Source organism: Parafrigoribacterium soli, from assembly GCF_040227235.1.
Lineage (GTDB): Bacteria > Actinomycetota > Actinomycetes > Actinomycetales > Microbacteriaceae > Parafrigoribacterium_A > Parafrigoribacterium_A soli.
In genome coordinates this window covers 238741-261212 of record NZ_JBELNZ010000001.1, presented here as the reverse complement: position 1 = coordinate 261212, position 22472 = coordinate 238741, and the positions used below count along the sequence as shown (strand labels likewise).

The window sequence follows — 22472 nt, the reverse complement described above, 5'->3', positions numbered from 1 at the left end:
GGTCGCTCAGCTCTCGCTGGTGACCTTTTCCGCCTGGTTGAGCACGGAGTGCAGACTCTCGAAGTAGCCCGCGACTGCTTCGCGCTCAATCCTAATCTGGGCAAGTCGTTCTTCCGCGTCCTTGACAAGCTTGGCCGTGCGCTTCTCGGCTTCGCGCACCATCGCCTTGGACCGAGCCTCCGCGTTCGCGAGGATCTCGGCCGCTTCGGCATCCGCCTTCTCTCGAGAGGCCTTGGCCTCGGCCCGGGCCTCGCCCTCGATGGTCTCCGCCTCGTGCCGCTTCTCGGCGGCACGCCGGTTTGCCTCGGAAAGCTGCAGTTGCGCCTCATCGAGGTACTTCTGCGTCTGGGCGACTGCTTCTTGATGCTTGGCGAGCGACTCCTTTTCGGTCTCGTCACGCCGAGCCTTGAGCTCCACCTCGAAGTCGAGGCGGCCCTGCTCGGCGTCGCGCTCCAGCGTGGTGCGAGATTCGTCGAGATCGTGCGCGATCTGAGCGCGCACACGCTCTGTCTCCCTGGTCAGTTCCGCCTGGCGCGACTCGATTTCCCGCTCGAGATCGGCGCGCTGCTGGTCGATCTCCTGCGTGAGAAGCGAGCGTTCGGCCGCGATTTCGGCCTCAAGGTCGGCCCTGGCCTCCGCCGTCTCCTGCTCGAGCGCAGCGCGTGCCGCCGATGCCTCGAGCTCGAGCCTCGCGCGGGCGGCGGCCTTCTCCTGCTCGAGTTCGATCTTGCCCGCCTCGATCTCCCTGGCAAGGTCTGTGCGCTGTTGCTCGACGTCGCGGGCGAGGTCGCCCCACTGCTTCTCCGCCTCGCTCGTGAATTCCGCTCGACCCTGCTCGGTCTCACGGGCCAGCGCCGCAGCCCGCTCACGCGCCTCACTGACCTCCCGGCTCGCAACCAGCTTGAGTTCCGTTGCCTCGCGCTCGGCCTCAGCGCGCACCGCCGCCGCCTCACGCTTCGCCGTCGCGCGGGCCTCGGCGGCCTCCGTCGCAACGGCTCCGCGGATGGCCGCGGCCTCGTGCAGAGCGTCCTGCGTGACAGTCTCGCTCTCTTCTTCGCTGGCCTCGAGCAGTTCCGCTGCCTCCGCGCGGGCGGTCTCGATGATCGAACTCGCCTTGGCTTGCGCCTCCGCGACGATGCGTTCCGCGGCCTCCATCGCTTCCACCCGCAGCGTGTGGATCTCGCCCTGCACGCTGTTGCGCAGCTTCTCCGCGTCGATGTCGGCCTGACTGATCAGCCGAGTCGACTGCTCCTCGGCGACGCGCAGAATGTTCTCGAGCTTGCTGCCGAGCCCGCTGTAGGTGGGGCTGCCGGTCTCTTCGATCTCGGCCTGCAGGTCTTCGACCGTCGCTGTGAGGCGCTTGATCTCCTTGGCAGACTCCGCCTTATCGGTGTTCGCCCTGATCAGTTCGCGCCGCAGATCCTGGATGGCGCTGTCGACCTCGTCGCGGTTGTACCCGCGCATCGCGGTGGTGAAAGCTTCGTCGTCAGTGGCCACGGTTTCTCCCTGAGTGAGTGTGTTGGGACAGTGGTGAAAGTGCCGAACCATCCGAGTTTAGCGTGGCTATGACCCTTGCACTGCGGCCGCAGACCGCGCGACCGGCGGTGGCAAGGCCAGCGGAGCCGCCGCACAGGGAAGCTCACAGGGTCTTTGCGCTATTCTGGAATGTCTTTGTCTGTTGCTACCGGTGGCGGCTCCGCCACATCCTGGCCTCGTTCCCTAGTGCGAGTGGTCGGCTCAGCCGTAACCGGGAACGCCGGGTCGTCGCTCGGCCGGGCAACACGAGAGGAGTTATGACTTGCGATTCGTCTTTGCCATCGTGAGTTTCGTTCTCGCCTTTGTCCTCATCGGATACGGCGTTGCGCAGCGCACCATCTTCGCCGGACCCGATCACGTCACCGCGAGCGTGTCGATCGATTCGAAGGCACCGGTCACGGTCATCGATGGCACGATTCTGAACGCGAAGCCCGGTCATCAGACCGTCGAGATCTCCGGTGCGTCCAAGATCTTCGCCGCCTACGGCCGCACGCAGGATGTGCACGCCTGGGTGGGCAATGCAAGCTACAACAGGATCGGATTCAACTCCGACAAACAGGTACTCACCAGCACCACGGTGACGGGCAAGCCCGACGCCAGCACGCCAGACTCGAACACATCGGACGCGGGTGCACCTGCCACGAGCTCGCCACAGGAAAGCACGCCAGCACCGGGCAGCGCCGACGCGGGCACTGCCGATTCGGGCAGTGTCGATTCAGGCAAGAGCGACTCGAGCAAGACGACCGCCAACGCACAGTTGCGGGTTCCCGACCCGCACGGCTCCGACCTGTGGCTCGACGAGCGCAGCAGCGACTCCGTCCTCGAGTACACCATGAACGTGCCGAAGGGCATTTCGGTGATCATCGCCTCCGATGGCAGCCATGCCGCGCCGAGCAAGGTCGCCGTCCGCTGGCCGCTCGACAACCGCACGCCGTGGTCCGGCCCGCTCGTCATCGCGGGCGTGCTGCTCCTGCTGATCGGGCTCGGCCTATATCTCTGGGCGTTGTACCACCTGCGTAAGGCCCGCGGGCCTCGCCGCAAGAGCCCGAAGATGCCCAAGGTTCCGAGGCAGAGGCGCTACAAGCCGCGTCGCACCGTGCCGCCCGTGAGCGGCAACGGAAGGCGTCGATCCACCCATCGCCGCATGATCGCGGTCGTGCCGGTGCTCGTGATCTCGTCGCTCGCGCTCAGCGGTTGTTCGCCGGATGCTTGGCCCGCCTTCCTGGGCGGCAGCGGGAATAAGCCGGTCCCTACAGCGACGGCGAAGCCCGACGTGACGAGCAACCAGCAGCAACCGGCTGTCACCTTCCCCCAGCTCAAGCAGATCGTCGCCAAGGCTTCAACGACCGCGGCCAAGGCGGACGAGACCCTGGATACCGCTCTGCTTGAGACGCGGTTCGCCGGGCCGGCGCTCGAGCTTCGCAAGACGAACTATGAGCTGCGCAAGAAGGACAGCACCATTGCGGCCCCAGCGGCGATCCCGCAGAGCGAGGTCGAGATCGCCCTCCCGCAGCAGAGTGACGGGTGGCCGCGCACCGTGTTCACGGTCCTGGTGAACCCGAAAGACAAGACGGTCTCACCGATGGCGCTGATGCTGCAGCAGGCCGCCCCGCGCGATAACTACAAGATCAGCTACGCGATCGGCCTCGAGCCGAAGATCGTGCTGCCGCACCTGGCTGCGAAGGAGGTCGGTGCGCCGCGCCTGCTGCCCGACAACAAGCTCGAACTGCTCCCCCCGGGCAAGATCGGCACGGCCTATGGTGACCTCCTGCTCAAGGGTCCCGACAGCGAGTTCGCCAAGTACTTCGACACGAGCAACGACCACTTCGAAAAGACTCAGGGAGTGGAGGCGAAGAAGGCCAGGAAGGCAGGAATGCCGGCCAAGGTCGGCATCGACTTCTCGAACGAGGCCGGCGCGGGTGAAACCATCGCGTTCGGCACCAACAATTCCGGCGCCATCGTGGCGACGAATCTCACCCAGATAGAAACCGCCATCCCCACCGAGGCGGGTGCGTCGTTGAACTCCGGCAGTCTCGTCAAGACGCTCACGGGCATCACGTCGACGCTCAAGGGTCTCGTCACGTACTACGGCGATCAGTTGCTCTTCTATGTACCCAAGGCCGGCAGCAACCAGAAGATCGTGCTGCTCGGTGCCGTGGAAGGCATCATCTCAGCGAAGGAGAAACCGTGACCAGTGTTCCACCCAGTTCTGCCAACCTTCGCGGCGCAGTCGACCTCTCGTCCCTCGTGCGCCAGGCGAGTGCTCCGGCCGGAGCTCCGGGTGGCACCGGTCAGGCGGGCGCCGGCGCGGCCGAGGTGGATGTCCCTTCGCTGGTGCTCGACGGCACCGATGCGAACTTCACCGGCATCCTGGAACTGTCGAGTTCCGTGCCGGTGATCGTCGAGTTCTATATGGGCGAGCCGTCGGCGACACTTGGCAGGGTGGTGAAGCAGCAGGGCGGCAGCTTCGTGCTTGCCACGGTCGAGGTGCAGGCGAACCCGCAACTGCAGCAGGCGTTCAAGGTCGCGGCAGTGCCTACGGTCGCCGCGGTCATCGGCGGCAGGCCGATCGCCCTCTACGAGGGAGACGTTGCCGAGTCAGAGGTGCTTGCCGTATTGCAGCAGCTCTCCACCCTTGCTGTACAGAACGGCGTGACGGGCAGGGCCAAGGCACCGGATGCCGCGGCAGATGCCGAGGCGGAGCCAGTGGAGGAGCCGCTGCCACCGCACCACCAGGAGGCGTACGACGCCATGGCGAGGGGTGACTTCGACGCGGCGATCGCGGAGTACAAGACAGCCATTGCGCAGGACCCCCGGGACCAGCTCGCCGTGGCGGGCCTCGCGCAGGTCTCGCTGCTCGCGCGACTGCAGAACCTGGTGGCGGGCGACGTTCGGGAGGCGGCTGCGGCAGCACCATCCGACGTGCAGGCGCAGCTCGCCGTCGCCGATCTCGACGTGAGCGGCGGGCATCTCGACGACGCCTTCGATCGCCTGCTCGCGCTTTTCCCCACGCTCGATCAGCAGGGCAAGGATGCGGTGCGCACGCGCCTGCTCGACTACTTCGAGATCACCGGAGCCGACGACCCGCGGGTCGTTGCCGCGCGTCGGCGCCTCACCGGGCTGCTGTACTGAGCGGGCGCAACTAGGCTGAACGCGGCACCGATCAAGGGAGACACGTGAGCGGCACAGGAGCAGGCGCAGCAGCAGGCTGGTACGACGACCCGGCCGGGTCGGGGCAGAAGCGCTGGTGGGACGGCACGCAGTGGACCGAAAACCTGCACGACCCGGCGCTTGAGGTCTACGGTGCGCAGGCCACTCCGGTCGTCAGCGCCGGCACGCCCGTGTACAACGCGTTCATCTGGTTGATCGTGCTGCTACCGCTCCTGTCGATCGCGGGTCTCGTCACGTTCGATTTGAGCGACTACTTATCCCACATGGTGCAGAGTTCGTCCTCGAGCGCCGCAATGATGTTCTCACCGGCATACCTCACCCTGGTGCTCAGCGGTTGGCTCATCTACCTCGTGACGGTGCTCCTGGCCTACTTCGATGCCAAGCGGCTCGGTCGCGACGGTTTCGTGCGCCCGTTCCACTGGGCCTGGGCATTTCTCGGCAGCACCGTGTACATCATCGGCCGCTCGGTCGTCGTCAAGCGTCGCTCCGGCAGGGGACTGCTTCCCATCTGGATCATGATCGCCGTGTTCGTGCTGTCGGTGTCGATCTCGATTGCCAAGGTTCTGGATGCGGCGAGCACCGCCTTCACGAACGTGCAGTTCAGTTGAGGCCTAGCGGCGCAGCTTGAGCCACAGTCCCGCGAGGGGCGGCAGGGTGATCTCCGCGGATGCGGGGCGCCCGGCCCACGGAATGTCGCTCGCCGTCACGCTGCCGTAGTTGCCGACGCCCGAACCGCCGAAGTCGACGGCATCCGTATTGACCAGTTCGTCCCAGACCCCGGCGAACGGGAGACCGACGCGGTACGGCCCGACGGGCGTTCCCGAGAAGTTCAGGATCACCGCGATCGGCTGGCCGTCGCTCGACCAGCGCAGGAACGCGATCGCGTTGTGCTCGGCGTCGCCGGCTTCCAGCCATTCGAAGCCCGCCTCGGAGTTGTCCTGCTGCCAGAGCGCGCCGTTGTCACGGTAGACCCGGTTGAGCTGGCTCACGAGGCGCAGGAGTCCCTGGTGCACCGGCTGGTCGAGGATCCACCAGTCGAGGCCGCGCTCTTCGCTCCACTCGCTCGGCTGCCCGAACTCGCTGCCCATGAAGAGCAGTTGCTTGCCAGGGTGAGCCCACATGAACGCGAGGTAGGCGCGCACATTGGCGAGTTTCTGCCACTGGTCGCCAGGCATCTTGCCGAGAAGCGAGCCTTTGCCGTGCACGACCTCGTCGTGGCTGATCGGCAGCAGGAAGTTCTCGCTGAACGCGTAGAGGAAGCTGAAGGTGATGTCGTTGTGGTGATACGAGCGATACATCGGGTCTTCGTGCATGTACTGCAGGGTGTCGTGCATCCAGCCCATGTTCCACTTGAGACCGAAGCCGAGTCCGGATGCCGAGGTCGGCTTGGTCACGCCAGGCCACGAGGTCGATTCCTCGGCGATCATCACGATGCCAGGATTGCGTTTGTACGCGGTCGCGTTCGCCTCCTGCAGGAAGCTGATCGCCTCGAGATTCTCCCGGCCGCCGAACTTGTTCGGCTCCCAGTCGCCCGCCTCCCGCGAATAGTCGAGGTAGAGCATGGAGGCGACGGCGTCGACACGAAGGCCGTCGATGTGGAACTCCTCGAGCCAGTAGAGTGCGTTCGCGACCAGGAAGTTGCGCACCTGCGAGTCACCGAAGTTGAAGACGAGGGTGCCCCAGTCGCGCTGCTCGCCGCGGCGCGGATCGCTGTGCTCATAGAGCGGCTGCCCATCGAAGTTTGCGAGTGCCCATTCGTCCTTGGGAAAGTGAGCCGGCACCCAGTCCATGATCACGGCGATGCCGGCCTGGTGCAGGCGGTCGATGAGGTAGCGCAGGTCATCCGGATGCCCGAAGCGGCTGGTGGGCGCGTAGTAGCCGGTGACCTGGTAGCCCCAGGACCCGCCGAAGGGGTGCTCCGCGAGCGGCATGAATTCGACGTGGGTGAAGCCGGTCTCCCGCAGGTATTCGATGAGCTGGTCCGCGACCTCACGGTAGCCGAGGCCAGGACGCCAGGAGCCGAGGTGCATCTCGTACACGCTCATCGGAGCGTTGTGCGGGTCGGTCGCAGCACGCTTGGTCAGCCACTCGGCGTCGCCCCACTCGTACTGCGTCGTGCCGACGATCGAGGCCGTGGCTGGCGGCACTTCGGTGAAGCGAGCCATGGGGTCGGCGCGCCGCACCCATTCGCCACTCTGCGTGCGCAGCTCGAACTTGTAGGCGCTGCCCGGCTGCAGCCCGGGGATGAACAGCTCCCAGACTCCGTTGTCGTCGAGCCTGCGCATGGCATGGCCGACGCCGTTCCAGTCGTTGAAGTCGCCGATCACGCGCGCCGCCGTGGCGTGCGGCGCCCAGACGCTGAAGCTCGTGCCAGCCACGTCTTCGTGCGGGCGATAGTGGCTGCCGAACACCTGCCAGAGTTGTTCGTGGCGCCCCTGACCCCAGAGGTACAGGTCGAGTTCGCCGACCGACGGCACGAAGCGGTAGGGGTCATCCGTGATCCAGCTCGGACCGTTCTCGTAGCTCGTCTCGAGCGTGTATGCCTGGCCGGGCGCGGGAACCAAGCCCTGCCACAGGCCCTCGGCGACGTGCTCGAGGGAGACGCGTGTGCCATCCGCCCGTAACGCGGTGACCGTTGCCGCGAGGGGCCGCAGGGCTCGGATGACGAAACCGCCGTCGACGGGATGCTGCCCGAGCGTCGCGTGCGGCTGTGGGTGGCTGCCGCTCGCGATCGCGGTCACGAGGCCCGGGTGCAACTCCGGCAGCACCGGACCGGCCCCCGGCGTGACCGCCTTCGACGTGTCCGGCTGTGCCGCCTTGGACTTCGTGGCCTTCGGCTCGCTGGACTTGGCCTTGTTCGATTTCTTCGCTTTGGTCATCATTTTCCCTTCGGAAACTCGACCCGCAGGATGTGGACCGGCTCGACGAAGGCGTCGAGTCGCACGTAGTTGTCGATGCTCCAGGTGAACTTCTGCCTCGTCACGAGGTCGGTGACCTCGAAGGCTTCGCCCGGCTCGATGCCGAACTTCGCGGGGTCGAGGTGCACCGTCGTCTCGCGTACGGAGTGCGGGTCGACGTTGGCGACGACGATGATCGCGTCGCTGCGGCCCGACCTGGTGTGCTTGCCGTCGAGGAACTTGCTGTAGACGAGAATCGAGTCGTCGTCGCTCCAGTGCAGTTCGAGGTTGCGCAGCTGACGCAGTGCCGGGTGCTCCGCACGGATGCGGTTGAGGGTCGTGAGATACGGAGCAAGCGAGCGGCCCGCGGCCTCCGCTCCCGCGAAATCACGCGCCTTGAACTCGTATTTCTCGTTGTCGATGTTCTCCTCGGAGCCCTGCCGGGCGACATCCTCGAACAGCTCGTAGCCCGCGTAGACGCCCCAGCTGGGGGAAGCGGTCGCGGCGATCGCCGCGCGCACCTTGTAGGCGGCAGGACCGCCGAACTGCAGGTATTCGCTCAGGATGTCCGGGGTGTTCACGAAGAGATTCGGGCGCAGGAAGTCGCTCGATTCGTGCGACAGCTCGGTGAGGTAGTCGGCGAGCTCCTCCTTGGTGTTGCGCCAGGTGAAGTACGTGTACGACTGCTGGAAGCCGAGCTGGGCGAGCGTGTGCATCATCGGCGGCCGCGTGAAGGCCTCCGCCAGGAAGACGACATCCGGGAACTCCGCGTTGACCTCGTGCAGCAGCCACTCCCAGAAGCGCAGCGGCTTGGTGTGCGGGTTGTCGACGCGGAAGATCATGACGCCGAGGCCGATCCAGTACTTCACGATCCGCAGGATCTCCTCGCGGAGTCCGATCGGATCGTTGTCGAAGTTGAGCGGGTAGATGTCCTGGTACTTCTTCGGCGGATTCTCCGCGTAGGCGATGCTGCCGTCGGGCAGATGGCTGAACCACTCCGGATGCTCGCGCACCCAGGGGTGGTCGGGCGAGCACTGCAGCGCGAGATCGATCGCGATCTCGATGCCGCTCTTCTTGGCCGTGTCGAGGAAGGCGACGAAGTCCTCGACCGTGCCGAGCTCCGGGTTGATGGCGTCGTGGCCTCCCTCCGCCGAGCCGATGGCCCAGGGGGAGCCGGGGTCGCCCGCAGCCGCCTCGGTCGAGTTGTTCGGTCCCTTGCGAAAGCTCGTGCCGATCGGATGGATCGGTGGCAGGTAGACGACGTCGAAGCCCATTCCCGCAACGGCGGGCAGGCGACGGGCCGCGGTGCGGAAGGTGCCGCTTGTCCAGGTGCCGTTCTTGGCGCGCTTGGCGCCCTCCGAGCGGGGGAAGAATTCGTACCAGCTCCCGACTCCGGCGCGGGTGCGTTCGACGCGCAGCGTGAGCGGGAAGCCGAGGGTCAGCAACGTTGCGAGCGGCTGGCGCTCGATCTCCTCGGTGACCCGGGCGTCGGCCGCGACCTTGAGCCGTGCGGCCGGAGCGAGACTCTTACTCGCGATGGCCTTCGCGGCATCCTTGAGCACCTTGTTCTCGGGCGCCGCCGCGGATGCCCTGGCCAGCAGTTGCGCACCGGTGACGAGGGTCAACTGCGTGTCGATGCCCGCGGGCACCTTGATCTCGGCGACGTGCAGCCAGGTGGCCCACTCGTCCTGCCAGGCCTGCACGCTCCAGATCCACTCGCCGGGAGAATCGAGCAGCACCTCCACCTGCCAGCGGTCCGTGCCCTCGCCGAATTCCGACATCCGGTGCACGGACTGCACGCCGCTCGGATCGGTGAGTAGAAGGTCGACGCCGATGGCGTCGTGCCCCTCCTTGAAGACCGTGGCCTGGAAGGGCACGACCTCACCTACGAAGGCCTTTGCGGGCCAGAGGTTCTCGGGTTGCTGCGGAGACAGGTGTCGAAGCGGGATGCGTCCGAGCTTCGGTTCATACGCGGTAGCCACTTACCGACCGTAGCGCGTGCACCTCCAAGGTTCATGGATTCCGCTCGGATCGACTGCGGACGGAATGCTCGCCTAGGCTGGAGGATCGTGAAGGCCATACGTAGATTTACCGTTCGTACCGTCCTGCCAGAGTCTCTCGTCGCGCTCGAGGAACTCGCCACGAACCTTCGCTGGTCGTGGCATGTGCCGACCAGGCAACTGTTCGAGCGGATATCTCCGGAGACCTGGGACGCGATCGGGCACGACCCGATCGGCCTCCTCGGCGCCGTCGAACCGTCGCGACTCGAGGAGCTCGCCGGCGACGCGGACTTCGTCGACACGGCGAATCGGCTGCTGGCGGAGCTGCACTCCTACCTCACCGAGCCGCGCTGGTACCAGTCGCTGCCCGAGGGCGCTCCGCGCTCGATCGGCTACTTCTCACCGGAGTTCGGCATCGCCGCCGCGCTTCCGCAATACTCCGGCGGCCTCGGCATCCTCGCCGGCGACCACCTCAAGAGCGCCTCGGACCTCGGCGTGCCCATCATCGCGGTCGGCCTGTTCTACCGCGCCGGCTACTTCGCCCAGTCCATCTCGCCCGACGGCTGGCAGGAGGAGGCGTATCCGGTTCTCGACCCGGACGGCCTTCCGCTCACGGTGCTGCGGCATCCGGATGGCACGGCCGCGAGGATCGCGATGTCGCTGCCGGATGACCGCACGCTCTACGCGAGGATCTGGCAGGTCGCGGTCGGCCGCATCCGGCTGCTCCTGCTGGACACCGACATCCCCGACAACGAGGAGTCGCTGCGCTCGGTGACCGACCGTCTCTACGGCGGCGGGGGAGAGCACCGACTGCTACAGGAACTGCTGCTCGGCATCGGCGGCGTGCGCGCGATCAAGCTGCTCGTCGAGCTCAGCGACGCCGAGTTCCCCGAGGTCTTCCATACCAACGAGGGCCACGCCGGATTCCTCGGTCTCGAACGCATCAGCGACCTGATCGGAGCGGGACTGAGCTTCGGGGAGGCGCTCGAGGTGGTGCGGGCCGGCACCGTGTTCACGACGCACACGCCGGTTCCGGCCGGCATCGACCGCTTCCCCGCCGACCTCATCGCGCGCTACTTCGCCACCGAACTGCTGCCGGCCGTCTCGGTTGACCAGGTGCTCGAGCTCGGCGCCGAGAATTATGAGGGTGGCACCGCAGACACCTTCAACATGGCGGTCATGGGACTGCGGCTCGGTCAGCGCGCCAACGGCGTCTCCCAGCTGCACGGCAGGGTCTCCCGGCACATGTTCGGCGCGCTCTGGCCGGGATTTGAGGAGGACGAGGTTCCGATCACCTCGGTGACGAACGGTGTGCACGCGCCCACCTGGACCGACCCGAAGCTGTATCAGCTCGCGGCATCCACCCTCGGCTCCGACAACCCGACCACGGCCGATTGGGCCTCGCCCGCGGTCAGCGACCTCGACCTGTGGGGCGTGCGCAACCGGATGCGGGCCGCGCTCGTCGCCGACGCCCGCCGACGCGTCACGGCCGCCTGGGCCGAGCAGAACCCGGGCGTCGCGGCGCCCGCGTGGTACGGGCAACTGCTCGACCCCGACGTGCTCACCATCGGCTTTGCGAGACGAGTTCCCACCTACAAGCGGCTCACGCTCATGCTGCACGACCGCGACCGGCTGCGCTCGATCCTGCTCTCGGAGGAGCACCCGGTGCAGATCGTGATCGCGGGCAAGTCGCACCCCGCGGACGACGAGGGCAAGCGCCTCATCCAGCAGCTCGTCGAGTTCTCGCAGGAGCCCGACATCCGCGGTCGCATGGTGTTCCTGCCGAACTACGACATTGCAATGGCACAGCAGCTCTACCCGGGCACCGACATCTGGCTCAACAACCCGCTTCGACCGCTCGAGGCCTGCGGCACCTCGGGCATGAAGGCGGCTCTCAACGGTTCGCTCAACCTGTCGATTCTCGACGGATGGTGGGCAGAGTTCTACGACGAGGAGAACGGCTGGGCGATCCCCAGCGCCGATTCCGCCGGTGACTCGGCCGAGCGCGACAAGCTCGAGGCCGAGGCGCTATACGACCTCATCGAGCACCAGATCGCGCCACGCTTCTACGATCGCGACGAGGATCGCGTGCCCACCCGCTGGGTCGAGTCGATCAGGCACACCCTGTCGACGCTCTCACCCGCACTCTCGGCCGATCGGATGGTGCGCGAGTACGTCGAGCGGCTCTATCGCCCGGCGGCGCATTCCGCTCGAGCCGTCACCGCCGATTCCTACGCCGGAGCGCGTGATCTCGCCGCCTGGAAGGCGCGCGTGACCAGGGCGTGGCCGTCAGTGTCTGTGCCGTACGTCGAGTCTGGCGGGGTGGATTCCGCTCCCGAGGTGGGGGAGACCCTGCAGGTGCGCGCGCACGTGAACCTCGATGGGCTCAGCCCGGAGGACGTGCTGGTGCAGGTCGCGCACGGTCGCACCGGAGCGGGAGACGAACTCCTCGCACCGAAGTACACCGACCTCGCGCCGGTGGAGGGTTCAGCGAGCTCCGAGCACACTGGTGCGATGCAGTTCGCCGGAACCGTCACCCTGGAGCGCGCGGGCAGCTTCGGCTACAACGTGCGAGTGGTACCGAAGCATCCGCTGCTCGCCTCGGTCGCCGAACTCGGACTCATCGTCCTCGCGCACTGAGCCGCTTCGGCCGCTGAGCCCTATCGTTCGCTGAGCTTGTCGAAGCGCGGTGTCTCGTGCCGCGTCAGCGCAGCGGGTCGAAGGGGCGCAGCTCCGGGGGCACTTCGCCAGTCACGATCTGCTGCGCGAGCAGCCTGCCGGTCGCGGGACCGAGCACGATGCCCCACATGCCGTGGCCGCCGGCGACGTACACGCCCGGCGCCTTCGTGCGGCCGATCACGGGCAGACCGTCGGGCGTGACGGGGCGTGAACCGACCCATTCGTCCTGCCGGTCGTCGAGGTCCATGCCGGTGAACAGCGGGCGCACCGCCGAGAGGATCGCCTCCACGCGCCGCGGCTGGAACGGCTCATCCGGCCTGCGAAACTCCATCGTTCCCGCGATGCGGAATCGACCCTCGTAGGGCGTGCAGGCGACGCGCTGCACGGGAAAGTACACCGGATGCTTCGTCGGCTGCTCGGTCGGAACGCTGAACGAGTACCCGCGGCCGGCCTGGATGAGCGTGCGCACGCCGAACGCGCGTGCGAGCTTCGGCAACCAGGCTCCCGTAGCCAGCACAGCGACATCCGCCTGCACGGTCTCGCCGCCATCGATGCCGACGACGACCCCGCCACCGGGCTGCGGGGTGACCGAGGTGACGGATGCCGCACTCTCGATGCGAGCGCCCCGGGCGACCACCGCGCGGCCGAGCGCAGCCACGTAGGGGCCGGGCTCGATGAAGCGCTGCCCCTCGAGGGCGAACACCGTCGAGACGCGGTCGGAGAGCTGCGGTGCGAGCGAGCGCGGATCGTCGAGCCGGTGCAGCGGCACGGTCTGCCCGTGCCTCGCCACGTTCTCGAGCTCGTGGATGAACGCGTGGCTCTCACGCTCGTGCTCGAAGCCGATGATGAACGGGCCCTCGTGCGTCAGGGACTCCACGCCACCGGTACCGAGTTGATCGAAGGACTCGAGCGCGATTCTGTCGATGGGGGTGAGGGCCGCCATGGTGCGATCCCAGGCGCGCTGGGTGCCCCGGCTCACGAAGCGCAGCAGGAAGTTCCACAGCTTGGGGTCGACGCGGAAGGGAACGTGCAGCGGCGCGTTCGGGTCGAGCAGGGCCTTCGGCCCGTAACTCCAGACCGAGGGGTCGGACAGCGGCATGGCCATGCCGGGAGTGAGCCAGCCCGCGTTGCCCCACGATGATCCGCTCGCGACCCCCGCCTTGTCGAGCACGGTCACCTCGACGCCGTGCTCCTGCAGGTGCCAGGCGGTCGCGAGGCCCACCATTCCGGCGCCCACGACGACGGCGGACTTGGGCGGTGCGACGGCGACGGCGCTCATGCTTGCTCTCTTCTGTGCTTCGTGGTTGTGTGCTTTGTGCGCCGTGCGACGGCTGTGTCGCACGAGACGATTTCCCCATCATTCTGAAGATGATTGCGCTATTACTCAAACGCGCCGCAGATAATTCTGTGTAGGATGCGCTGCATGAGCACTTCAACGGCCGGTAGCGGTTCCGCGGCGCGAGAGCCGAACGAAGTTCGAGGGCCCCTCGACGAGACCGATCGCCGCATCCTCGCTCTCCTGGCCGCAGACGCACGGATGCCGAACAACGCGATCGCGGCGCGGCTCGGCATTGCGGCCTCGACCTGCCTCGCTCGCATCCGCTCGCTACGGCAGCGGGGCGTCATCCGCGGCTTTCACACGGATGTCGACCCGGTTGCGCTCGGTCGCGGCCTGCAGGCGCTCATCTCGATTCGGCTGCACTCGCACGCACGCCCGAAGATCGCGGCATTCAGTGACTACCTCGCCTCGCTGTCGAGCGTCGAGAGCATCTACTTCGTCACCGGGGAGCGCGATTTTCTCGTGCACGTCGCGGTGGAGGACTCCGCGGCACTCCGCGAGCTCGTGGCCGAGACCCTGAGCGTGCGCCCCGAGGTCTCGGACACCAACACGAGCGTGCTGTTCGACTACGTGCGCCCGGGCTTCGGCGCCTCCTGAGTTCTTCCGGTCCGTCCGGAGGCGAACAATCCGGCCGCGGAGGGGTGCGGGGCCGCCGTCAGTCGCGCGCGATGGCCGAGATCCTCGCCGCGGTGATGGCGACGAGGTCGGATGGCGCGAGTTCCAGGTCGAAGCCGCGCTTGCCACCCGAGACGAAGACGGTGTCGAACAGTTCGACAGTCTCGTCGAGCACGGTCTCGAGCTTCGACTTCTGCCCGATCGGGCTGATGCCGCCGACGACGTAGCCGGTCTTCCGCTGCGCGACGGCCGGGTCCGCGAGCGTCGCGCGCTTGCCGTGCACCGCCGCGGCGAGGGCGCCGAGATCGAGCTTGCCGGTGACCGGGACGACGGCGACCACGAGGCGCCCGTCGACATCGGTCACGAGCGTCTTGAACACCCGCTCCGGATCGAGCCCCAGAGCGCTCGCCGCCTCAGTTCCGAAATTGCGGTTTGCGGGGTCGTGCTCATAGGAGTGCGCGGTGAAGTGGATGCCCGCGGCAGCGAGCGCGACCGTCGCGGGAGTACCGAGTGCCATGCCTTCAGTCTGGCAGCGCCGCCCGTAGGGCGGCGCCACGCACATCAGGCCGCCGCGAAGTAGTGGCCGTTGTCGAGGTCGTCGAGGAGACCCGCCTCGACGGGCTCCCATCCGAGCAGGTCGCGAGTGCTTGCATTGGACGCCGGCAGGTCTAGCGTGATGAGGTTCGCCAGGACGCCGAAGTATCCGGGCAGCATCAGAACGTCGGCGGGGATGCTGACCGCGGGCAGGTTAAGCCTGCTTGCGATGGCCTCGGCGATCTCACGCACCGGTATGCCCTCGTCGTGCACGGCGTGCCAGTATCGGCCCGCGTCTCCCTTCTCGAGTGCCAGTCGGAAGAGAGATGCCGCGTCGCGCATGTGCACGGACGGCCACAGGTTCGATCCGTCCCCTGGATAGCCGACGACGCCCGATCGTTTCGCGATGGCGATGAGCTGCACGAGGAATCCCGTGGTGTCGGTGGTGCTGTGCGCGATCGGGGGAAGCCGTACGATCGCGGACCGCACCCCCTCCTCCGCCAGGCCGATGACCGTCGTGTCGACGAGGTTGCGCACCCGCATCGTCCGGGCGAAGTTGGGGCCGCCGGGCAAGGCCGGATCCTCCTCGGTGGCGGGTCTCGCGGCGGGCCGATGCACCTCGCCCGGGGCCGGAAGAGTTGGTGAGGCGATGCTTCCCGCCACGACGAGCGGCTTTCCCGTTCCGGCCAGCGCCTCGCCGAAGGTGCGGATGGTGGCCAGTTCCGCTTCGGCGACCGCGTCGATCCCGCCCCTGGGAAGCAGCTCTCCCCGTCCGGCGACGTGGATGACTCCGTCGGACCGCGCGGCCGCCTCGCGGAGCGTGTCAACATCGTCAAGCGAACCGCGTCGCACGTCGGCGCCGAGCGCCGACAGGGCCGCAGCGGACGCGTCCGAGCGGGCCAGGCCAGTCACCCGGTGCCCAGCGGCGACGAGTTCGGGGATGATGTGCGAACCGGAGTGGCCGGTACCGCCCGTGATGAAAACCTGCATGCTTCTGTTCCTCGTGTTGTGTTGCCTTGCGTCGTGCCGGTCGAGAAGAATCGCCGCGATCAGTCGCGGGTACTGATCTCGAGGGCGAGGTTGAACGTGCCCATGCCGTGACGGGCGAGACCCATCAGCAGCGGGCCGACGCCTTCCAGCCAGCGCGCCATGCCGAGGCCGCCCACATCGAGCGGGCGCAGTCCGAGGCTCTGGATGAACGAGGAAACGCTGGCCTTGGCCGGTGCGTCGTCGCCCGCGACCAAGACGTCCATCGGTCGCCCCTTGGCCAGAATGTGGCCGAACACGGTGTTGAACGCCTTCACGACGCGCGCATCCGCGGGGAGGGCCTTGGCGAGTTCCTCCGCGCCGGACGTGCCGGCCGGGGTGACCACATCCGTGGCATCCGCCGTGAAAGTGTTCGAGATATCGATGATGGTCTTGCCCGCGAGGCTGGCACCGAACTCGTTTACGACGTCAAAGATTCCGGCGTACGGGACGGCCAGCACCACGATGTCACCCGTGGGAGTGGCGCCGTAGGTGCCCACCGTCGTTGCGCCGGCGATCTGGTCGGCCACGGTCTGTGCCTTCGTGCTGTCGCGACCGATGAACTCGACGCTGTGTCCGGCCTTGGCCGCGAGGCTGCCGATGGTGGTTCCCATACCGCCGGTTCCAATGATGCTGATGCTGCTCATGATGTTCTCCCTGTCGATTCGAGTTGTGCTTATGGGAGGGTCAAACGGACCATCCCCCGGTTAGTATTCCCGTGTGAGCAAAAAAGCTTTGGACGCGAGCGCCCGACGGATGCGCGCACACTTTCCGCGTAGGTTGGGCGCGTGAGCCTTCCCCTCGTGCCGCTCGGCGGCCCACGCCGAAAGCGTGCGGACGCGGTACGCAATCGCGACCGACTCATCGCGGTGGCGCGCGATGCGCTCGCCGAAGGCGGTGCCAAGGGCATCACGATGGATGGGCTCGCAGAGCAGGCGGGCCTCGGCAAGGGCACTGTCGTGCGTGCGTTCGGCACGAGGGCAGGCATCTTCCGCGCGCTTCTCCACGCCGACGAGGTCGCCTTCCAGGCCCGGGTTCTCGGGGGTGAACCGCCGCTCGGGCCGGGCGCAGAGCCGGTGCAGAGACTGATCGCGTATGGCCGGGCGCGCAGCACCTTCCTCATGGATCATCTCGAGGTCATGCGGGCCACCCTGGAACCCGAAGCCCCCGTTCCCGCCTCGGGCGTGCAGTTCTCGCAGATCCACATCAGGATGCTGCTCGCCCAGGCCGAACTCGGCATCGCCGACCTCGACAATCTCGCCGTGCAGTTGACCCTCGCGCTCGAGGGACCGCTGCTGCTGGCGTTCTACAGTCCGCCGCCCGCATCCGCCCGCAGCGTGGGTTCCCTCGAAGACAGCTGGCAGACGCTCATCGAGCGGCTCTGCGCGCCGACGGCCGGCCGCTCGGCGAAATGACGAGCGCCGGATCTAGTTCAGCGCGGGGTCAGTGTGCCTGGAAGAGCTGCATCGAGGTGCCGGCGATCGCAAGTCTGGTGCCAGGCTCGTGCTCTTCGCCTGGGGCGTCATCCGCGGCGCTGTTCCAGAGCAGTCGGTAGGACGTCACGCCCTCGTGCGTCGGGAGCGTGACGGTCTCCTCTGATTCGAGTCCGTGCACCACGAGCAGGATGCGGTTGAACTCCTCGAACTCGGGCGTCGAGGCCGCGAGGTACTGCAGCGTTCGCTCGGCAGGCGAGTCCCAGTCGGTGATGGACATCGAGACGCCGTCTTTGTTGAACCAGTCCATTTGGCTCGCCGAGGGCACGGACTCGCCCGAGACGCCGAAGCGCACGGGCCGCAGCGCCGGATTCTCGCGCCGCAGTCGCAGCAGCGTTCTCGACACGGCGAGCAGATTGTCCTGCCAGTCCTCGCGCTCCCAGGGCAGCCAGGTGAGGCCGCTGTCGTGGCAGTAGGCGTTGTTGTTGCCGTGCTGGCTGCGGCCGAATTCGTCGCCCGCCGTGATCATCGGCAGCCCGGCGGAGAGCAGCAGCGTGCCCAGCAGGTTGCGGATCGCCTTCTCGCGCGAGGCGATGATGCCCGGATCGTGGCTCTGCCCCTCGACGCCGTGATTGAAGGAGTGGTTGTTGTCGGTGCCGTCGCGGTTGTTCTCGCCATTGCCGAGGTTGTGCTTCTGGTTGTACGAGACGAGGTCTGCGGCGGTGAAGCCGTCGTGGGCGGTGATGAAGTTGACGCTCGCGAGCGGCCCACGCTCCTGCGAGAAGGTGCCCGCCGAGCCCGCGAGCTTCGACGCGAGCTGGCCGATGCCGATCGGGGCTGAGCCGGTGGCGCGCGCCGTCGCGATGTCGGTGAGCCAGAAGTTGCGCACGCGATCGCGATAGTCGTCGTTCCACTCCGACCACCCCTTCGGGAACCCGCCGACCTGCCATCCGCCAAGACCGACGTCCCACGGCTCGGCGATCATCTTGACGCCGGCGAGCTGCGGGTCGGTGACGATCGCCTCGAGCAGCGGATGCTGTGGGTCGAATTCCACGGACGCGTCGCGCCCGAGCGTCACGGCCAGGTCGAAGCGGAAGCCGTCGACCTGCACCTCGTTCGCCCAGTAGCGCAGCGAGTCGAGCACGAGGCGCTGCGCGACGGGACTCGCGAAGTTGACGGTGTTGCCGCATCCGGTCACGTCGATGTAGTTGCCCTTGGCGTCCTGCCGGTAGTAGCTCGCGTTGTCGAGCCCGCGCAGGCTCGAGGTCGGGCCCTCGACGCCCTCCTCGGCCGTGTGGTTGAAGACGACGTCGAGAATGACCTCGATTCCGGCGTCGTGCAGCAGGCGCACCATGCCCTTGAACTCGCGCAGCACGGCACCGGTGCCGCCGAACTGGGCGGAACGCGAGGCGTAGGCGGCGTGGGGAGTGAAGAAGCTAAGGGTGTTGTAGCCCCAGTAGTTGCTGAGGCCCTGCTTGATCAGTCGCTGCTCGCTTACGAACTGGTGGATCGGCAACAGCTGGATGGCGGTGACCCCGAGATCCTTGAGGTAGGCGATCGCCGTGTCGTGAGCGAGCCCCGCGTAGGTGCCGCGCAGCTCCTCGGGCACGGCGGGGTTGAGCTTGGAGATGCCCTTGGCGTGCGCCTCGTAGATCACGGTGTGGTCGAGCGGAATGTTCGGCTTGCTCACGCCGGCCCAGTCGAAGCTGTTCTCCTGCACGTACGAACGCCACTCGCCGGTGACGGTGCGCGCGAGGCCGCGGGAGTACGGGTCGAGCAGGTGCAGGGTGGGGTCGAAGCGATTGGTGGGGGAGAGCGGTCCGTCGGCCCGCAGCGAGTAGTGGGCGCCGGGCACGAGGTTCGGTGAGGTGCCTGACCAAACGTCATCGGCATCCTTGCTCAACTGCACTCGCTCGGAGACCCAGTCCGGGTCGTTGTCGTTGAGCAGGCACAGCTCGATCGATGTCGCGCTCGCCGAGTACACCCGGATCTCGCCGCCGTCACCATTGGCCCGCACGCCGAGATCCCGCAGCGGGTCGTGCTCGTTGGGAGCGGTTTCGGCGTCAGGCATGCGTTCTAGAGTAATGACTGCGCGAGTGCCCGCTCGCCACGCGTGCTCGGGAGGGGTTGCATGGTCGTCTACCTTGATCACGCCGCGACGACCCCCATGCTGCCGGAGGCGCGCGCCGCCTACATCGACGCACTCGATCTCGTGGGCAACCCGTCGTCGATCCACAGCCAGGGTCAGAACGCGAAGCGGATGCTCGAGGAGGCCCGCGAGCAGGTCGCCGCCTCCCTGGGCTGCGATCCGATCGAGGTCGTCTTCACGTCCGGCGGCACGGAGGCGGTGAACCTCGCGATCAAGGGGCTGTACTGGGCCCGCGCCGAGCATCCCGGACGAAACCGCATCCTCGTGCCTCGCGGCGAACACCACGCCACGGTCGACACGGTCGAGTGGCTGGAGCGCTACGAGGGTGCCGTCATCGAGTGGCTGCCGATCGACGAACTCGGGCGCATCCGACTCGACGCGCTCGCGGCGGCGCTCGAGCATCCGGATGACATCGCGCTCGTCACCCTGCTCTGGGCCAATAACGAGGTCGGTACGATCCAGCCGGTCGCCGAGGTCGTCGCGCTCGCCGGTGCCCACGGCATCCCGGTGCATGCGGACGCGGTGTCCGCGTACCGGCACCTGCCTATCGATTTCGCGGCGTCGGGACTCGCCGCCCTCAGCGTCTCGGCCCACAAGATCGGTGGCCCGCTCGGCATCGGTGCGCTCGCGCTGTCTCGACGCGCAACGGTCGTGCCGCTGATCCACGGGGGAGGACAGCAGCGCCAGGTGCGATCGGGAACCCAGGATGCGCCCGCCGCCGTCGGCTTCGGGGTCGCGGCGCAGCATCCGATGCCGCTCTTGAGACCCCTGTGCGAGCGCCTCATCGCAGGCGTGCGTGCTGCCGTTCCGACAGCTGTGCTGCGCGGCGATCCCATCGATCGCGTCGACAACAACGTGCACTTCACGTTCCCCGGCTGTCAGGGTGACTCGCTGCTCTTTCTCCTGGATGCCGCCGGCGTCTCCGTCAGCACGGGCTCGGCCTGCCAGGCGGGCATCCCCGAGGCCTCGCACGTGCTGCTCGGCATGGGGCTGAGCGACGAGGAGGCGCTCGGGGCCCTGCGCATCACGGTCGGGCACTCGACGACGGATGCGGACGTCGACGCCTTCCTCGCCGCACTGCCCGACGCCGTCGCTCGGGCGGCGCGCGCGGGCTACGCGGCCCGCGACGTCACCCGCTAGCGCCCGCGCATCCGTCCCTGCCCGCTCCGCGCGTTCGCCCCGCCGTGCCCCGCGCGTCCGTCTGCGCATCGCCCGCCTATCCGAGTTGCAGTAATGCTGCACCTGTCATATAGTTATGACAGGTGCAAGGGGTGGTGACGATGGATGCTACAGCGCTCAGTGGCAGACTCGGCGCGATCGCCAGTCCGCAGCGCATGCGCATCCTTGCCATGCTCACGGGTGAGCCGCTCCACGTGAGCGAGCTCGCCAGGCGAGTGGGAATGTCGCGGGCGCTGCTGTACATGCATCTCACCAAGCTCGAGGAGGCGGGTTTCGTCGCCGGTCACCTCGAACTCTCCGACGACGGCAAGGCCCTCAAGTTCTTCGAGGTCGTGCCGTTCAGCATCACTATCGATGCACAAATGCTCGTCGCCGCCGTGGCAGCCGAAACCGCGGTCACAAGCCCAAGTGGGAAAGAGGACTGAATCATGGACAACATGCCCTGGTACGCGTGGATCGCCATCATCGGAGTGATCGGATGGGCCACGATGGTCATTATCGGAGCGACAGGTTACCGCCGCTCCAAGCGAGGAGACAGCGGGCTCGAGCGTGTGATCGAGGAGAACAGCATCGTCAATAAGGCCTTGCTCGAGAAGCTCGACAGCATCGACGCCCGACTTGGCGCGGTCGAGAAGACCCTCACCGACATCCCCTGACTGGCGCTTTCGCGGCCGTCCCTTGTCGCCGACGGTGCTCGTTCGCGCCGAGCGTGCCGGCTGGAACGGGCACGCTCGGCGCGGAAGGAAGGCGGCGAGCGGCCCGCGTACACTTATGCGGTGAAGGTTTTGGCGGCGATGAGTGGCGGGGTCGACTCCGCAGTAGCCGCGGCACGCGCCGTTGATGCGGGCCACGAGGTGGTCGGTGTGCATCTGGCACTCAGCCGCATGCCGGGCACGCTCCGCACGGGAAGCCGCGGATGCTGCACCATCGAGGACTCGATGGACGCCCAGCGAGCGGCCAATATCATCGGCATCCCGTACTACGTCTGGGACTTCTCCGAGCGCTTCAAGCTCGACGTCGTCGACGACTTCATCGCCGAGTACGCGGCCGGCCGCACGCCGAACCCGTGCATGCGCTGCAACGAGCGCATCAAATTCGCCGCGCTGCTCGAGAAGGCGCTCGACCTCGGCTTCGACGCCGTGGCGACCGGCCACTACGCGAGCATCGTGACGGATGCCGACGGCCATCCCGAGCTGCACAGGGCCGCTGCCTGGGCCAAGGACCAGTCGTACGTGCTCGGAGTGCTCACTGCCGAACAACTCGCGCACAGCATGTTCCCGCTCGGCGCGACGCCCTCGAAGGCGGAGGTGCGCGCCGAGGCCGCCGCCCGTGGCTTCAGCGTCGCGGCGAAGCCCGACAGCCACGACATCTGCTTCATCCCCGACGGCGACACGCGAGGCTGGCTGGCCGAGCGGGTCGGCGCCGAGAAGGGCGTCATCCGCGATCGCTCGGGCGAGATCGTCGGCAGCCACGAGGGTGCGGCCGCCTTCACGATTGGCCAGCGCAAGGGCCTCAACCTCGGCGTCCCCAGCCCGGATGGTCGCCCCCGCTTCGTACTCGAGGTCAAGCCATCGAGCAACGAGGTCGTCGTCGGCCCGCGAGAGGCACTCGATCTCGCGCAGCTGTCCGGGCGCCGCTTCAGCTGGGCAGGCCAGCCTCCGCTCGACGCCGAAACCCCCTTCGAGTGCCACGTGCAGGTGCGCGCCCACTCCGAACCGGTGCCGGCGACCGCTGTGGTGCGCGACGGCGAACTCGTGATCACGCCCGAGAGCCCGATCAACGGTGTCTCCACCGGGCAGACCGCCGTCATCTACGTCGGCACGCGCGTGCTCGGGCAGTGCACGATCGACGCCACGGTGAGCGCCGATCTGCCGGTCGCCGCCAACGCCTGATCGCCCTCCCACGCGAGGGCTG

18 protein-coding genes are annotated in these 22472 nt (G+C 67.4%); 10 read left to right on the top strand and 8 right to left on the bottom strand.

The window, feature by feature from the left end:
• Positions 1–6: 6 nt before the first annotated feature.
• A complete protein-coding gene (locus ABUA37_RS01280) occupies positions 7–1497 on the bottom strand; it encodes a DivIVA domain-containing protein (protein ID WP_349897303.1) in 1491 nt (496 codons plus the stop codon).
• 301 nt (positions 1498–1798) lie between these two features.
• Here ABUA37_RS01280 and ABUA37_RS01275 point away from each other — a divergent pair, with 301 nt between their 5' ends.
• The 3 genes from ABUA37_RS01275 to ABUA37_RS01265 are packed head-to-tail and all read left to right on the top strand — an operon-like array spanning position 1799 to position 5315.
• Complete coding sequence (locus ABUA37_RS01275) at positions 1799–3727, top strand: hypothetical protein (RefSeq protein ID WP_349897302.1); 1929 nt, start codon at positions 1799–1801, stop codon at positions 3725–3727.
• Entirely contained in the window at positions 3724–4668 is a 945-nt protein-coding gene (locus tag ABUA37_RS01270) for a tetratricopeptide repeat protein (RefSeq protein ID WP_349897301.1), read from the top strand. Before ABUA37_RS01275 ends, ABUA37_RS01270 begins: the two co-directional genes overlap by 4 nt.
• 44 nt (positions 4669–4712) lie before the next feature.
• On the top strand, positions 4713–5315 hold the full coding sequence (locus tag ABUA37_RS01265; RefSeq protein WP_349897300.1) for a DUF2510 domain-containing protein: 603 nt from the start codon (positions 4713–4715) through the stop codon (positions 5313–5315).
• Positions 5316–5318: 3 nt separating this feature from the next.
• On the opposite strand, the gene glgB is transcribed toward ABUA37_RS01265, so the two are convergent.
• Together glgB and ABUA37_RS01255 are read right to left on the bottom strand one after the other, a co-directional pair.
• Complete coding sequence (gene glgB / locus ABUA37_RS01260; protein WP_349897299.1) at positions 5319–7586, bottom strand: 1,4-alpha-glucan branching protein GlgB; 2268 nt, start codon at positions 7584–7586, stop codon at positions 5319–5321.
• Positions 7586–9586 (bottom strand): alpha-1,4-glucan--maltose-1-phosphate maltosyltransferase, encoded by a 2001-nt coding sequence (locus ABUA37_RS01255; RefSeq protein WP_407075327.1) that lies wholly within the window; start codon positions 9584–9586, stop codon positions 7586–7588. The genes glgB and ABUA37_RS01255 overlap by 1 nt, the downstream gene beginning before the upstream one ends.
• Before the next feature lie 87 nt (positions 9587–9673).
• Here ABUA37_RS01255 and glgP point away from each other — a divergent pair, with 87 nt between their 5' ends.
• Entirely contained in the window at positions 9674–12244 is a 2571-nt protein-coding gene (gene glgP, locus ABUA37_RS01250) for an alpha-glucan family phosphorylase (protein ID WP_349897297.1), read from the top strand.
• Positions 12245–12308: 64 nt separating this feature from the next.
• On the opposite strand, the gene ABUA37_RS01245 is transcribed toward glgP, so the two are convergent.
• Positions 12309–13562, bottom strand: coding sequence for an NAD(P)/FAD-dependent oxidoreductase (locus ABUA37_RS01245; protein ID WP_349897296.1), 1254 nt, complete (start codon positions 13560–13562; stop codon positions 12309–12311).
• 144 nt (positions 13563–13706) lie between these two features.
• Between ABUA37_RS01245 and ABUA37_RS01240 the strand changes: the two genes are divergently transcribed.
• On the top strand, positions 13707–14219 hold the full coding sequence (locus tag ABUA37_RS01240; protein ID WP_349897294.1) for an Lrp/AsnC family transcriptional regulator: 513 nt from the start codon (positions 13707–13709) through the stop codon (positions 14217–14219).
• 58 nt (positions 14220–14277) lie between these two features.
• Here the strand turns inward: ABUA37_RS01240 and ybaK are convergent, their stop codons facing one another.
• Genes ybaK through ABUA37_RS01225 form a run of 3 tightly spaced genes read right to left on the bottom strand, consistent with a single transcriptional unit; the run spans position 14278 to position 16444 of the window.
• Positions 14278–14754, bottom strand: a complete 477-nt coding sequence (ybaK, locus tag ABUA37_RS01235) for a Cys-tRNA(Pro) deacylase (RefSeq protein ID WP_349897292.1) — start codon at positions 14752–14754, stop codon at positions 14278–14280.
• A 44-nt stretch (positions 14755–14798) separates the two neighbouring features.
• Positions 14799–15761, bottom strand: coding sequence for an SDR family oxidoreductase (locus ABUA37_RS01230; protein ID WP_349897290.1), 963 nt, complete (start codon positions 15759–15761; stop codon positions 14799–14801).
• 59 nt (positions 15762–15820) lie between these two features.
• A complete protein-coding gene (locus tag ABUA37_RS01225; protein WP_349897288.1) occupies positions 15821–16444 on the bottom strand; it encodes an NADPH-dependent F420 reductase in 624 nt (207 codons plus the stop codon).
• Between the two features lie 141 nt (positions 16445–16585).
• Here ABUA37_RS01225 and ABUA37_RS01220 point away from each other — a divergent pair, with 141 nt between their 5' ends.
• Positions 16586–17212, top strand: a complete 627-nt coding sequence (locus ABUA37_RS01220) for a TetR/AcrR family transcriptional regulator (RefSeq protein WP_349897286.1) — start codon at positions 16586–16588, stop codon at positions 17210–17212.
• Positions 17213–17240: 28 nt separating this feature from the next.
• Here ABUA37_RS01220 and glgX read toward each other — a convergent pair whose 3' ends face one another.
• On the bottom strand, positions 17241–19301 hold the full coding sequence (gene glgX, locus ABUA37_RS01215; protein WP_349897285.1) for a glycogen debranching protein GlgX: 2061 nt from the start codon (positions 19299–19301) through the stop codon (positions 17241–17243).
• Between the two features lie 60 nt (positions 19302–19361).
• Here glgX and ABUA37_RS01210 point away from each other — a divergent pair, with 60 nt between their 5' ends.
• The 4 genes from ABUA37_RS01210 (at position 19362) to mnmA (ending at position 22450) form a co-directional block, all read left to right on the top strand.
• Positions 19362–20519 (top strand): cysteine desulfurase family protein, encoded by a 1158-nt coding sequence (locus ABUA37_RS01210; RefSeq protein WP_349897283.1) that lies wholly within the window; start codon positions 19362–19364, stop codon positions 20517–20519.
• Between the two features lie 140 nt (positions 20520–20659).
• Entirely contained in the window at positions 20660–20983 is a 324-nt protein-coding gene (locus ABUA37_RS01205) for an ArsR/SmtB family transcription factor (RefSeq protein WP_349897282.1), read from the top strand.
• Positions 20984–20986: 3 nt separating this feature from the next.
• Positions 20987–21214 carry a hypothetical protein gene (locus ABUA37_RS01200; RefSeq protein WP_349897281.1) on the top strand — a complete coding sequence of 76 codons (228 nt, stop codon included), beginning with the start codon at positions 20987–20989 and terminating at the stop codon, positions 21212–21214.
• 120 nt (positions 21215–21334) lie between these two features.
• Positions 21335–22450, top strand: coding sequence for a tRNA 2-thiouridine(34) synthase MnmA (gene mnmA, locus ABUA37_RS01195; protein ID WP_349897280.1), 1116 nt, complete (start codon positions 21335–21337; stop codon positions 22448–22450).
• Positions 22451–22472: the final 22 nt, after the last annotated feature.

What these genes read in the sequence shown, in the direction of transcription:
- glgB (WP_349897299.1), bottom strand. Translation starts at nt 7,586, where the DNA reads ATGACCAAAGCGAAGAAATCGAACAAGGCCAAGTCCAGCGAGCCGAAG.
- ABUA37_RS01245 (WP_349897296.1), bottom strand. Translation starts at nt 13,562, where the DNA reads ATGAGCGCCGTCGCCGTCGCACCGCCCAAGTCCGCCGTCGTCGTGGGC.
- ABUA37_RS01240 (WP_349897294.1), top strand. Translation starts at nt 13,707, where the DNA reads ATGAGCACTTCAACGGCCGGTAGCGGTTCCGCGGCGCGAGAGCCGAAC.
- ybaK (WP_349897292.1), bottom strand. Translation starts at nt 14,754, where the DNA reads ATGGCACTCGGTACTCCCGCGACGGTCGCGCTCGCTGCCGCGGGCATC.
- ABUA37_RS01230 (WP_349897290.1), bottom strand. Translation starts at nt 15,761, where the DNA reads ATGCAGGTTTTCATCACGGGCGGTACCGGCCACTCCGGTTCGCACATC.
- ABUA37_RS01225 (WP_349897288.1), bottom strand. Translation starts at nt 16,444, where the DNA reads ATGAGCAGCATCAGCATCATTGGAACCGGCGGTATGGGAACCACCATC.
- glgX (WP_349897285.1), bottom strand. Translation starts at nt 19,301, where the DNA reads ATGCCTGACGCCGAAACCGCTCCCAACGAGCACGACCCGCTGCGGGAT.
- ABUA37_RS01210 (WP_349897283.1), top strand. Translation starts at nt 19,362, where the DNA reads ATGGTCGTCTACCTTGATCACGCCGCGACGACCCCCATGCTGCCGGAG.
- ABUA37_RS01205 (WP_349897282.1), top strand. Translation starts at nt 20,660, where the DNA reads ATGGATGCTACAGCGCTCAGTGGCAGACTCGGCGCGATCGCCAGTCCG.
- ABUA37_RS01200 (WP_349897281.1), top strand. Translation starts at nt 20,987, where the DNA reads ATGGACAACATGCCCTGGTACGCGTGGATCGCCATCATCGGAGTGATC.